Origin of the sequence: Butyrivibrio sp. INlla16, assembly GCF_900104155.1 — a bacterium.
Classification (GTDB): Bacteria; Bacillota; Clostridia; order Lachnospirales; family Lachnospiraceae; genus Butyrivibrio.
The window spans coordinates 1-13,758 of record NZ_FMYB01000070.1 but is presented as its reverse complement, the minus strand read 5'-3'; the positions used below and the strand labels follow the sequence as shown (position 1 = coordinate 13,758).

The window sequence follows — 13,758 nt, the reverse complement described above, 5'->3', positions numbered from 1 at the left end:
GAAAGATCATGCGCCACAAGGATCATATCCTTAACACTATCGAGCTTGGTGTGACCAATGCCCGCATTGAGGCAACCAACAACAAGATAAAATTGCTTATCCGGAAGGCGTATGGATTCAGGGACGTAGACAGTATGATCGATATGGTTTTGCTATACTGTTCTGACCTGAAAATACCGTTACCAAATCGCAACCGTGTAAAGTACGCTTAAGCCGCATGGCATGAGGACTTCAGCGTATTTAACTAACCACACTCATGCCAGAAGAGCCTAAAAAATCCACTATTATTTTAGTAGGGCTTTCCTCTTGGCTAACACTTACTGATTTAAAAATACCTAGTTCAGAAATAAAATGTCCTATATCAGCTGGGTCACCATTAAACAATCTGGCATTAATTCCTATTCCTTCTCTTCGTTCTGTAACCTTCCTGAGAATAAGACAAGGTTTCTGCATATAATATAGTTCTTCCTGATTACTGCCACCATCCGTAATAACAAACTCAGAATTCTCTAATAATTTCATAAAGTCAAAATACTGCACTCGTGGAATCAAGATAATATTTTCATTTTTTTTAAGAGATTCCATTATGCCTAATTTTTTCAATGTATTCTCTGTTATTTTATGTAGAAGTAATACACATTTATGCTTTTTTGCCGCTTCTTCAATCTCTTTTATGACTTTCCTAACAAAATCTGGATTCGCTAAATTTTCCTGTCTGTGCATAACAAATACAAAATACTTTTCCCCGATCAGCCCCTTAATTGTCTCATTATCAACCGGAATAGTACGTGAATAATTGAGACTATCCAACAAAGTATTTTGTTTCGTATTTACAATCTCACCTTTCACTTTACTAAGATTATTGCAAGCTTCCGTTCCGGGTGCAAAATGTACCCTAGCTATCCGACTTGTAAGCAACCTATCAATTTCTTCAGGAAAAGGTGACAATAGATTATGTGAACGCAGTCCTGCTTCAACATGACATACTGTCATGCCAAGCTTCCTTCCTATACGCGCGCCCATATAAGTAGATACAGTATCTCCATGAACTATCATGTATGAATTCTTGAAATCAATATTATTAAATTGGTGTTGTATCTTTGCACATGCCCCTGAATATGTATCTATCCACCACTGCAATAATCCAACTGCACTTTTCTTTATATTGCTTTCAAGACTAAGCTCCAGATTAATTGCTTCGCAATCTGTTTTAGAAAAAATCAAACTGCTCTTAATATTATTTTGTCCGCTGGCTATTATTCTATATCTAATACCCCGGTTATTCAGTTCCAACATGATTGGAAATAGTTTTATCAGCTCTGCTTCTGTCCCCACAAAAAAGAGAATTCTTTCACCATCAATCAATTTTAATTATCTTCCCCCATCTACTCATAATATAATGATAATATTGTTATATCATTTGAATACGGAATCATATTATCTGCTATGATAGCGCATCCCAAGTACTATATTTCATCTTTAAATTTTACAACAATTGTATCCTCTATTTTTATGACGCTATTATTTCGTGGATAATCATTCATTCTTTTAATCTGTTCTATTTCTTCCTGTGAAAAATCCTCGCTTTCAATACATCCATCCATATTAATGTATTTTGTATATTCTGAATCAGATCCTAAAACATTTGATAGAAATCTCATAATCCATGAAGCAGCATCCAATGCTGTTTTAGATTGTGGATTTGCTGGACCAATTTTAGCATTTAATACTTCAGCTTCAGCAATACCTACTGGACCATAATAATCATCCAATTTTAATCCACCGACAATAATAATTCTCTCGTTTCCTTCAAACCCCTCTACATTTTCAATTCTGTCTAATATACGTGTCCCTACTGATTGTGCTTCAACGTACATAAAATAGTATCTAGACAGTGCAGCGTTGCACAATATAATGCTTTGAATTATAAAAAAACATGTCACTAGCGCAAAACAATACCCGGTACTTTTCGCAGACTTATTAGTCATTACAACAACTTCAACGACTTTTACAAAAAATACAAAAGGCAAAACATATGTAAATGTCATAAGAAAATGTGTTCTTCCTTGACTGCATATATCTATAAAATTAAGCGAAAGTGGCATAATCATAATAAATAGAAAGAGCAAAGCAAAGTTATATATAGATATTTGTTCCCTAATATTCCAGAAAGCCCTTATTGTAATAATAATTCCGCACCAAAACATTACAGATAAAATGATTGCCATATATTTCGGAATAAAGCCATTTGCATCTCCACAAATATAGTACTTAATCATAGAAACATATGCTTTAGGAATCGATAATGCCATTTTTATAATAACATCATTTTTTTGTAAGCTACTTTCCCCCATATAATCCTGAAGATTCGAATTTGTAAAATTCATCCCAACCCGAATAATAGAAAAATGTAATAAAACTGCTGTAACAAAAACCATACCGTAAGCGACAGCGTCTCTAAAAATCTTTACAGAATCTATATTTTCATACGCCTCCATTACAAGCACCAATATCATTAGTGTAGAAGCCACACTCGTATATGATGCATAAACCCCAGCCGAAAACATTATAAACAATACCGACAATATATGTTTTATATATTTATTACTTGTACTCTTTGTTTCTATCCATGCTCCCATAGACGCAAAAAAAAGCGCTACTTCCCCTGTATAAACGCCACCAGTAAACTGTTGCTGCGCCATAATCGCACTATTTGTGGCACATAATCCTGTAACTAGTACTAGAGATGAATTCTTATTTATATTTAAAACATCTGTAATAAAATATATACTAACGCTCAAAAAAAATATCGCGTATAGCCCTGCTAACCAAGGTGCATAAACCCCCATATCTAATAAATAAACAATTGAATTAAACCATTTATCTGAACTGAATGAAATATTAAAATCATGTGTCAAAAACGATGCATCATACAAAAACATCCCATTGGCATATGCAAAAGCATATGCCACAAGCATAAAAATCAATGTTACTAACAGGATGAAAGAATACTTTTTTATTGATATTACCTTTTGAATTCTATTTCCAAAACCAAGAATAAAAGAACTAATTATCCGTGCATTGAATATAACTAGCAAAATTAGTGCAGTACAGAACAACGCTACAACACGAAATAAAATTTGCATTCTAATACAATACCTTCCTTATTATTTTTTTATCATGCCTTTTCCATTTTTTATTTGTGGATACCAATGCACCTTCACATGGTACCCCACTAACGAAGAAACAAAACTCAGACCAACAAATACAGGATTAAGCCTTTTTAAGTGCTTGTCTTGACAATATCTCAAAACATTTTTCGTTATCCCCATCAAATATATCCCTAATGTATAACTAAAATATGTATCTATATAAATAATTTCTTTATCAAATAACTCATTCAAAACCACTTGATGCTTAACATGCAAAAACCTTTTGTTTAAAATAATCACATCATCAGCATTTTGAGCAAACAATGCTACTGCATGAGCATTCGTTCCCATAGACGTCACAATACTTTTTGCATGTGAAATAATATGCAGAAGCTCTGGAATCTCTAATTCTTCTGGATATATTGTATAATATCCATTTATTTCGAATAATTTCTGTAATACTTTTTCCCCATACTCACCATATATATCTCTGACTTTCCAATGTGTTCGAGAAATATATATTTTATCCAAATCGGTGTGTTTTGCAATGCATAGTTTTTCTAAATTTGCCAGCACTGACTCCATCGTTAACTTATATTCTTTTGTCCATGATGTCCCTGGAATATACGATTGCTCCGGTATAACCACTTCAGAAAAACCTTGTGGATTCTTTACTGCACATAATCTTTCTCTTTTTATTCCTAGCAATTCAAAAAAACATATATACTTTTCTTCTATAGTTCCATTATCAATTAAATACGCCACTTTGTAGGATTCAAACTCTTTTTTATTACACGCCCAAACTCTACTACAGCAATCTACCAATATATGTCCCCAATGATTGCGTATTGGTCCAATATATATGCATTTATCGTTCACATACTCAATACTATCTGAATCAAACTCGTAACTGCCGCCAAAGCGAGTAGATTTGTTTTCCCCACCTTTATTCTCCGATATTTTTATAAAACTAAGATCCGAGTCAAGAACTCCTCCATACCCCCATTCTTTTCCAATTCTCCACGGAAGTATCACCGCATTGTTGTATGAGAAGCAGTCTAAATGTTTCGCTTCAAAATGGCTTTTATTAGCATCTTTTATAAATTCTTCAGTATATTTGTTTGCATTCATATACTTAAAATTATACATTGCCATATTTTTGCTTATTATCCCTTTCAGCCTTTATAAGAAGAATCGTTTGCAGACCATCTTCTCCATCAAATTTCCTTGCAAATAATCTTTCACTATTCATCAGCTCTTTCAAATCATACAGATGATATTGATTATGTGGATCTGTCCACGTTGTCATTCGCATACATGAATGATATTCATCATCCAAATCATAAATGTTCTTCCTGAAAATTGAATTAAATAATATTGTATGAATAAAAATCTCGTCCCCACAATATGAATGTCTAAAATATTTTTTTATAAATTTCTTCTGTGACAATGCATACTTAACAAAATTATGAGTAAGGCTCCAACATGCGTTTCCTTTTTTGAACTCAACATTAGTATGTTTTAAAAGATTCACATTTCTTTTCTGTTGTAAACATACTAACCTATATCTGATTTCATTCTTTTTCTTACTAACTATATCCCATGGTCTTCCACATTCATTAAACACATGATAATACCGAATTCTATCTAAATAATGTGTGTCATATTTATCAAAACCGATAAATTCTTTTCCTCTATGGCTATCAAAAAAATCATAAATCTCATCTTGACTTTTCAATGGATATTCTACGCCCACCATGAAGTGATAATAGCTATGATATCCATATGTTGACGCTCTTTCCATAAGGTTCAATATGCATTGAATTTGTGTGTATCCTCCCCAATGAACATTTTTTCTTGGAACAAGAATTAAATTTGCTCTCTTTATGAATTTATATAGTCTGTTAATATTTATATCTTTTGCTTTTTTATCTATATGTAAAAAAATGTCATTCCTTGGATCATCCAAATCAATTAACAGTTCTTCCAAAATATTGATTTTATGATGTGCCATTATTAGATATGCATGTCGATTATTCTTCTCCACCATAAAAGGCCTTTCTTAGATACCTAAATGATTCGTTTTTCAAATTATATAACTTGCTATTTGATTCATATTTTATAGGTTCCTCAATTTTAGCAACAGAATAATCATTCTCAAATAATACTCTATCTTTGACATTTAGCAACAATACTATTTCTTTTAATCTACTATCAACATCATCAAAAGTATCATGCGAATCCAACAGCCAGAAATTTTTACCAAAAATATATGAAAAAATCACTCCATGGAATGATTCAACAAATACTCTATGTGCATAATACATCAGATTCAAAAAACTAATTGGTCCTTCGTTATTGCTCAAAATAAAATCATATTTCCCCTCATCTCGATTTATCCATTTCCTTGAATCAATAACTATTACTGGACACCCTATTCTCTTACCCTCACCTCTAACTATTTCCATCAAATTTTCATTTCGATATGCCCATGAATAATAAAATATGTATTCACCTTCAACTAAAGGCTCACCAACTAATTTTCTCCAATCCTTAATCTCTAATAACAATGTTGGGTCTAATACTTTTTCTACAGGCTCTTTACATATTTCATCTAAACACTTTTTCCCAGTATTCTCTCGAACTGATATATAATTAAACCGCCTAATTTGCTCTATATATTTATCGGGATGTAATCCACTCCTGATATCTACTCCACCTAAGCTTGGTGCATAAGCTATCTTTTTTTTGTCCGTCCATCCTAAAAAAAATGCCTCATCAAAATCTCCCATAAGAACATTCCAAACTTGATCGCTCCCAACGACAAAAACATCATATTTCTCGTTAATACTATGCAGTAATTCAGAATCAATCTCCTTTGTAATATCCATCCTTAAATGATTTGATCTAAACTCTTCATATTTTTTCTTGCATAGACGTGCTTTCTTATATTTATCATGCTTTGTATGGTCAAAAAAGCACTCTATCCTTTTTTTTATCCCCATCTGTGGTAAATCATAATAGATATGAGATTTCTTCGAAACAAAATTTATTATTTCAGCTTTACCATATTTTTCTAGAACTTGCAATAACGCATATGCCTGCAAACACGACCCACAATTATCCGATGATGAAAGTGTCATTATCCCTATTTTTAGACTTTTATTCATTAACATTTCTCCACTGGTGGCAACTTAATCCTTCCCCAATATTGAGGCATCCATTTTGTACAATCGATCCCATTCTCTACTATTTCAAAATAAATTGGCTCTGTCACTTCATCTAAACCATCATGACCACCCATTTCATTTAATAAGAAAATAGTAAGCCTCAGGGTATAAACACCTTCAGCCAAATTACAAAGGTCAAATGAATAATTCATTTTCTTTCTTTCATTTTTATCTATATTAAACATAATTCCTGACTCCGACATACCAACATTGGCCCCGTCGGGAGTTCGTATCTCTAATCTAATTCTTAAATTGTCTACTCGCTCTTTTCCTTCCACATCTATTTGAAATTTCATTTTTTCTGATGATAAAAAGGTTGCACTGTCCTTCCCAATAATTCTTAACGCATGAATGAATACTTTAGTTCCTCTTATCGGATCTGACCGTTTTTTATTATCAAAACTATATTCTACCTTTAAGTCAGCTTTATCTTCATCCATATAAACATCTATAGCATTTTCAACATCGCCATCAAATATAATATTTCCTTTACTTAATACAACACATCGATTACACAATTCTCTAATCGTTGACATATTATGACTCACATAAAGTACAGTTTTCCCATCTGCCGCTTCAGCCCCCATCTTGCCTAAACATTTCTTCTGAAACTTCATATCACCTACAGCAAGAACCTCATCCATAACCATAATTTCTGCATCTAGATGAGAAGCTACCGCGAATGCAAGCTTTACATACATTCCAGAAGAGTAGCGCTTAACAGGTGTATCAATAAACTGTCGGCATTCTGAGAAATCAATGATAGATTCTATCTTTTTATCAACCTCTTTCCTACTCATTCCAAGTATTGCACCATTCATATATATATTTTCTCTACCGGTTAGTTCTCCATGAAATCCGGTTCCAACCTCAAGCATTGATGCAATTCTTCCGTTTATCCACACATCACCCTCGGTAGGGGCTGTTACACGAGAAAGTATTTTTAAAAGAGTAGACTTTCCTGCACCATTCCCCCCAATAATACCAAGTGCTTCCCCCTTTTTTATCTCCAAGTTAATTCCATTAAGCGCATAGAACCTCTCACCATAATTGGAATAATCCTGACCTATCTTAAGATTTGGATCTTCCTTGCCACGCATACGAGCCCACCACGATTGGAGCTCCGCATTAAGTGTCTGTCCTCCAATAGCGCCGAGTCTATATTGTTTTTTTAAGTTTTCTATTTTAATTGCTGTTTCTGACATTCTTACACCGTATCCATAAATGTTTTTTCTATCTTACTAAAGAGAATTATCCCAATGAGTAATACTACCAATGTGATAATCCAGCTTATGCCCCAATATCCCCACAGGAATTTTCCCGAGCCAATCATTGAACATCGCCAACACTCCATAATTGGAGTCATAGCGTTCATCATGTAAAGCGGCATATATTTCTCAGGTATAAGTCCTACTGTATAAACAACTGGTGTCACATACATCCAAAGCTGCACGCCAAATCCTACTAAAACCACAAGATCTCTGTACTTTGTTGTAAGTGCCGCAATAATAATTCCACAGCCAAGACCAAGAACACCTGCCTGAATGATAATTACAGGGGCAAGCAAAACTGTTGGTCCCAAATTGAAGTGATACCCTGTTATGGCATAACCAACCATAACCACCAACAACATACCAAGCTGTATAACCAAATCAAGCATTCCTGTAATTACAGACGAGATTGGCATTACAAGTCTTGGAAAATACACTTTCCCCATAATTGCTGCATTAGCTGTAAAAGTATTTGATGTCTGAGTAAGACTCGAAGAAAAAAAAGTCCAAAGCGCATTACTGCAAAGATAAAAAACAAACTGCGGAATCCCTTCTGTAGATAATCCTGCCAAATTACCAAAAATAAATGCATATAAAGTAACCGTTATAAGTGGGTTAAGTATTAACCACATCGGCCCTAGAATTGTTTGTTTGTATCTTGTTGCATAGTTGCGCTTGAAGAATAAATAAATAAGATCCTTGTATTTAAGCAACTCTTTGATATCTATATCAAACCAACCTGTTTTAGCTTTTATGTGTGTTGTAAACTGTTCCATTTATAATTCCTTTTATAGTCTTTTTAATTGCACATTTTCTTAGATAGAGCATATACCCTTTATTAATAGCATAAAGCATATCTTTTGTTTCTGCTTCATGAGCCTGTCCTCTCCTAATAACATTATCAAAAAAAGCATATTCAAGATTATGTTTTTTTGCATCAACATATAATGGCAAAAAATTCTTTTCTATTGCCTTGTAAGTCTGCTCTTGAATAGATGCCTTCTTGGTTTCAGAAAGCGAGCACGCATGTCTTCTATATAAATATAAGTTATCTGTTATGTGTTTGACCTTTCCGTATCTATATATGCGCATCCAATAATCATAGTCTTCTGCAAGAAAAAGGTTTGCATCATACCTCCCCACCTTCTTTGCAACCTCTGCCGTATAAAGAAAACATGCGCCACATACATTTCCCATAACTATATATTGAGAGTCTGGAAGTTTTCCTTCTGCTATAATATTTCCATCTCCATCAATGCTAGTATAATCCGAATAAACCATCACTAAATCTGAATCACTCTGAAGAGTATTCACAAGCACTTCTATAGCGTTAGGTCTATACATGTTATCGTCTGAAGTCCATGTATAGTAATCTCCTGAAGCAGCATCAAATCCTGCATTAAGAGTGTTTGGCAATTTCAGATTAACAGGGTTTGAGATAACTTTTATTCTACCGTCTTTATTGGCTAATCCATTGCAAATTTCAAGAGTACTGTCGGTCGAACAATCATTTACAACTATGAGTTCCCAATTTTGATATGTCTGAGCCATAATACTTTCTATGGAATTAGCAACATGTTTTTCTCCATTGTATACTGGCAAAACTATCGATACTTTTCTATTATTCATTATCTTTACCACATCGCTTTTTAAATAGAAGTTTTATACTATTATAATACTTAAATAACGAATAATTCATATAAAACAGGTGTAAAGCCTTATTATCCCCATAATAATATTTCTTCCATAATGGCTTAACTCTATTAAAATAGTTTCTAGTTTCAAGTGCATCTTGATCCTCTCTTGTCATTTGGCTCCAGTTCGCAAACATGCAATTTAGGAAATAGCTAATTTGCCATTTTCCTATCTCAATATCCATTTCCGTGTGTGCTTCAATATATGCGCTCGTTTCTTCAGCGCTAATACACATTGCTTTATTTTTACTAATCCAATCAATTTTTTGCGTTATTGAACCAGATCGATACCTCCTATAATATAAAGGTTCATTAAGGATAGCAACTCTATCACAAATAGTTGTCAGCATAAAATTAAACAAGTTATCTTCGTGTATTATCCCTTCATAGAAGCGTAGCTTATTCATCTCTATAACACTTCGCCTGGTAAAAATCAGACAGCAACTTGGATAATAATCGTTATTACTAATCATCTTTTTATAAAACTCTTGCCCATCGTAAATATCCGGGTAATCGCCACGATACCTATATATCCCTCCTATATCATCATCAGTCCACTTATAATCTGTTGTGCCATTCTCAAATGTATATGCCGAAAATCTTAACTGATCAAGATTATATTTTTTTGACTTATTATACAGTTTCTCTATAGCGTCATCAGCAATAAAATCATCCCCATCTAAAAAAAACACATACTCTCCACGCGCCAAATCTAATCCCATATTTCGCGCAGCGGAGAGTCCACCATTTGTTCTGTCAGCAAGTATAAAATTGCTATTCCTTTTTTCATACTCCAATGAGATTATTCTTGAATTATCTGTCGATCCATCATTTACCAATATCACTTCAATGCTTCTCATTGTCTGACGTTCCAAACTATTCAAACATTCGGCAAGATAATCTTCAACGTTATAAATTGGAACAACAATTGAAACAAGTATATCATCCATGCAATAAAAAACTCCCTCAAATGGCAGCTATACAGCTGTATTCCTTTTACTGACTCTTTTTTTCTTCTAATACTTCAAAAATTCTCTTTATTGTTCTTATTATGCCATATTTCTTTAAATACTCTATTCTATGCTTCTGCATCGCTATCCATGAAAAATTATATCGGTAATACCTTTCAAATACTTTTGTCACATCATCTGAAACATCCACAATTTCTGGCAAATCCTTACCTTTTTCTTCGTCAGATAGTTTAACTTCTATCATATTACTATTTGCAGCGCCACTCTCACCACTACCATCAGCTCCAATATTTGTAGTATACCCATCACGGCTGTAAAGAACCAATCCATCATTCTTACATATTGCAACAAAGTAAAAAATGGCCCATGACTTCAATCTTCCATCCTTATTTGCCAATACATGATCCCACATTGTCTTATATGCGCCATTATAATTTATACGCCTGATCATTCTTTTAGATGTATTACTTATAATATCATCTACATCTTCATTAAAAAACTTCCACCTATTTGCCCATGTAGCCCATCCCCAACAATTAAACCACGGAATAAAAAAATAATCGGGCAGCTTATCCTTGGGCACAGCTGGAGTATATCCTGAAATTGCCATTAGTCTACTATAGTTTTCATATTTGGATAGTGCTAAATTCATAAACTCTAAAAAATCCGGAGCCACAATAACATCATCTTCTACAACTATGACTCTTCCATATCGATTAACAACAGTTGTAACACCATCAATAATATTCCTCTTCATTCCATAATTTTTTTCTCTGAATTCGCATATAATACTTTTGAATCCTGATAAGCTCTGAATATATCTTCTCACTTCAGCCACTTTTTTCTTACTATCCTCATCTTTAGCACCATCTGAAAAAATGAATAGATCTGAGTATTTTGCTTGCTTATTATTTAATAATGCATCTATAGCTTTTTTAGTATGATCAGCTCTACTATACACAAAAAAAGCTATCGGAGCTAATTCTGTATTATTATTTAACGCCATATATCTTACCTTTCAATCATTGAATATTTTCTTTACTAATTACCTAAAACTCTCCTATAGCACTCCAACGTTTGCTCTGCTGCCAAATCCCAATTAAACTTTTTTAATTGCTTCTTGCCTTTTTCAACCATTTTCATCATCTTTTCCTCATCACCGATCAGATTTCGTACCTCATGCTCAATATTCTCAATATTGTAAGGATCGATATAAACCACAGCGTTTCCACCCACTTCTGGCAATGAACTAGTATTACTCAACACTACCGGACATCCACAAGAAAATGCTTCCAAAACAGGTATTCCAAACCCTTCATATAATGATGGGAAAACAAAACACAGTGCGTTGGAATATGCATAACTAAGAGTCATATCATCAGCATCCATATGGATAACCTTTTCTTTAACGCTTTTATGCATAATCCTTTCTTCATCATTAAATAAACCTCCTCCTATTGAAACCAAATACAAATCATCCATATCTGCTAGAATAGGTTCTATTGCTTTAAAAAACCTATTATAATTCTTATATTCTCCCCTGTTTCCTACAAATAATATGTATTTTGAAGGAAAGTCCTCATTAGCCTTATTAAATTTATGTGGCTTAAAACTACTGCCATGATATACTACCGCTATATTTTCTTCCTTAATATCTGGATAATACGACAACAGATCTTGCTTTGTATTCTCAGAAACCACAATAATTTGATCCGCTGCGTAAATCATTTTTTTCTTATTCTTTATTGTTCTAGCATCAACATCAACTCCATAATATTTTTCATGAATCATATCATGAACTGTTACTACTAGTTTTCCCTTATGTTTCCCTATGATATATGGATCATAATATGTGGGATGAATAATATCATATTTTTGACGCCAAACATCATTTATCGTATATAGCTTATTAATTAGGCTTTTAAAAGGTATCTTTGAATATTCTTCCTTATAGTGACAGTTCAACTCGGATTCAAAATATGCATTTTTATTAAACAAGCAATGAATCGATGTATCCTCTCCCATACTTCTTATTCTATTATAAATCTCATAATAATATCGAGATATACCACCATATCTTTGAAAAAGTAAAACCTGATAGTCATACAAAACCTTCATAAATATACTCCTGTTGAAAATATCATAAAACTTGCCTAAGCGCGTATTCCATCTCCTCAGAAAACTTTGTAATATTAAATCTTTCCCGAACTAATTCATAAGTTTTTCTACTTTCAACCGTTATATCTTCTATATTCCAGTTAGATACTTCTAATATTTTCCCCCTTATAGTACTAATCTCACAATTCTCAAGCACAATCGCTTCATCCGCGTCATATCCACATTCCTTACTGCAAATGGGAATTAGCCCCTTCGACATACACGCCACTACTGCTCCTGCTCTAGCTTCTGAACACGAAGGCAATATTGTAAAGCAACAAATGTTAGATATCTCTTCAAATACATCTGACTTAATATCAACAAAACCTATAGGGTGAATATTCTTGAACTTAGTCAATTCATTTTTATATTCTTTATAAAAATCTTCTTCTTTTTCATAGCTTCCACACACAAACAATTCCGCAGGAAAATCTTTCTCAGAAAAAATATCTAATAGTAGATCTAATCCTTTATGCACACATCCTGAACTTCCAAAATACAAGAAACAATCCTTTCTTTTGCGCTTTGGATCAAATTCATAAATAAAATCATACCCCGTATTATGAACAGAAAAACATGGTGGTAATATAAATTCATCTTCATATGTTGATAAATTATAATCATTACCTATAATCACTAATTCATCATACTTTTCAAGCTCCTTAGGGTATCTAGGAACCTGCCGCCTTGGTTGTAATTTCACGCCGCGTCTCTGCTCTAATTCCTTAAGCCTTCTTTTTTCTGCCTCATTCGAAAAAGTCGGATTACTTCCTGTCATATAAACAATTCGTTTGGCATCACCTTTAATATTTCTTTCATAAATTGGATGCTCTTTTATTTGTATTTCAAACAATGCATCATACATTTTATCAAAATGCACCTTTGCAGAGTTAAAATCTATAACATCCACATTATATCCTAATCCGCCTATAATTCTTGCAATTTCTAAAGCTTGAATAGCATTTTGATGAAAACTATTAGTTTTCCCCTCAAAAGGACCTTTAATGTAGCTAAATAGCAAATTTTTATCATATTGTGTTTTATTGACATTTCTCCGAATAGCCCCTATACCCAGTTTTTTGAGTATTCTATGCACTATATTCGCGACATTCTTCTTTATCTTCATTTTTATACTTAACTACTCCATTTATGCACACGCGCTCTCCCCAAATTTCATTTTTCATTATGAGTGTAATGCGTCGAATTAATCCTCTCACCTACTGAAGGTTTACTGCGGATTAATTTCTCGTTCTCCTATATATTGTCTATCTGAACGTGCTGTT

The 13,758-nt window shown here is 33.3% G+C and carries 13 protein-coding genes; 1 reads left to right on the top strand and 12 read right to left on the bottom strand.

The features are described from left to right. On the top strand, window positions 1-212 hold a 212-nt coding region (locus BLR42_RS20190; RefSeq protein WP_139165223.1), incomplete at its 5' end, for a transposase. Window positions 213-240: 28 nt separating this feature from the next. Here BLR42_RS20190 and BLR42_RS20185 read toward each other — a convergent pair. The 12 genes from BLR42_RS20185 to BLR42_RS20130 form a co-directional block, all read right to left on the bottom strand. Further along, the gene (locus BLR42_RS20185) at window positions 241-1,365 is read right to left on the bottom strand and encodes a UDP-N-acetylglucosamine 2-epimerase (RefSeq protein WP_091873070.1); all 1,125 of its coding nucleotides are present in this window, start codon (window positions 1,363-1,365) and stop codon (window positions 241-243) included. Between the two features lie 101 nt (window positions 1,366-1,466). Further along, entirely contained in the window at window positions 1,467-3,146 is a 1,680-nt protein-coding gene (locus BLR42_RS20180) for a glucosyltransferase domain-containing protein (protein ID WP_091873067.1), read from the bottom strand. A 21-nt stretch (window positions 3,147-3,167) separates the two neighbouring features. Beyond that, a complete protein-coding gene (locus BLR42_RS20175) occupies window positions 3,168-4,307 on the bottom strand; it encodes a glycosyltransferase family 61 protein (protein WP_091873064.1) in 1,140 nt (379 codons plus the stop codon). Continuing rightward, complete coding sequence (locus tag BLR42_RS20170) at window positions 4,294-5,202, bottom strand: beta-1,6-N-acetylglucosaminyltransferase (protein WP_091873062.1); 909 nt, start codon at window positions 5,200-5,202, stop codon at window positions 4,294-4,296. Before BLR42_RS20170 ends, BLR42_RS20175 begins: the two co-directional genes overlap by 14 nt. Further along, a complete protein-coding gene (locus tag BLR42_RS20165) occupies window positions 5,186-6,322 on the bottom strand; it encodes a polysaccharide pyruvyl transferase family protein (protein ID WP_170832901.1) in 1,137 nt (378 codons plus the stop codon). Before BLR42_RS20165 ends, BLR42_RS20170 begins: the two co-directional genes overlap by 17 nt. Then, a complete protein-coding gene (locus BLR42_RS20160) occupies window positions 6,322-7,587 on the bottom strand; it encodes an ABC transporter ATP-binding protein (RefSeq protein WP_091873057.1) in 1,266 nt (421 codons plus the stop codon). The genes BLR42_RS20165 and BLR42_RS20160 overlap by 1 nt, the downstream gene beginning before the upstream one ends. 2 nt (window positions 7,588-7,589) lie before the next feature. After that, window positions 7,590-8,429, bottom strand: a complete 840-nt coding sequence (locus BLR42_RS20155) for an ABC transporter permease (RefSeq protein WP_091873055.1) — start codon at window positions 8,427-8,429, stop codon at window positions 7,590-7,592. Beyond that, window positions 8,398-9,282: a glycosyltransferase family 2 protein gene (locus tag BLR42_RS20150; RefSeq protein WP_091873052.1), complete on the bottom strand. Its 885-nt coding sequence runs from the start codon at window positions 9,280-9,282 to the stop codon at window positions 8,398-8,400. Before BLR42_RS20150 ends, BLR42_RS20155 begins: the two co-directional genes overlap by 32 nt. Continuing rightward, a complete protein-coding gene (locus BLR42_RS20145; protein WP_091873050.1) occupies window positions 9,275-10,297 on the bottom strand; it encodes a glycosyltransferase family 2 protein in 1,023 nt (340 codons plus the stop codon). Before BLR42_RS20145 ends, BLR42_RS20150 begins: the two co-directional genes overlap by 8 nt. 46 nt (window positions 10,298-10,343) lie before the next feature. Continuing rightward, a complete protein-coding gene (locus tag BLR42_RS20140; RefSeq protein ID WP_091873047.1) occupies window positions 10,344-11,324 on the bottom strand; it encodes a hypothetical protein in 981 nt (326 codons plus the stop codon). Window positions 11,325-11,359: 35 nt separating this feature from the next. Next, window positions 11,360-12,436, bottom strand: coding sequence for a glycosyltransferase family 4 protein (locus BLR42_RS20135; RefSeq protein WP_091873045.1), 1,077 nt, complete (start codon window positions 12,434-12,436; stop codon window positions 11,360-11,362). 22 nt (window positions 12,437-12,458) lie between these two features. Next, complete coding sequence (locus BLR42_RS20130; RefSeq protein ID WP_091873041.1) at window positions 12,459-13,601, bottom strand: glycosyltransferase; 1,143 nt, start codon at window positions 13,599-13,601, stop codon at window positions 12,459-12,461. Between the last annotated feature and the right edge of the window lie 157 nt (window positions 13,602-13,758).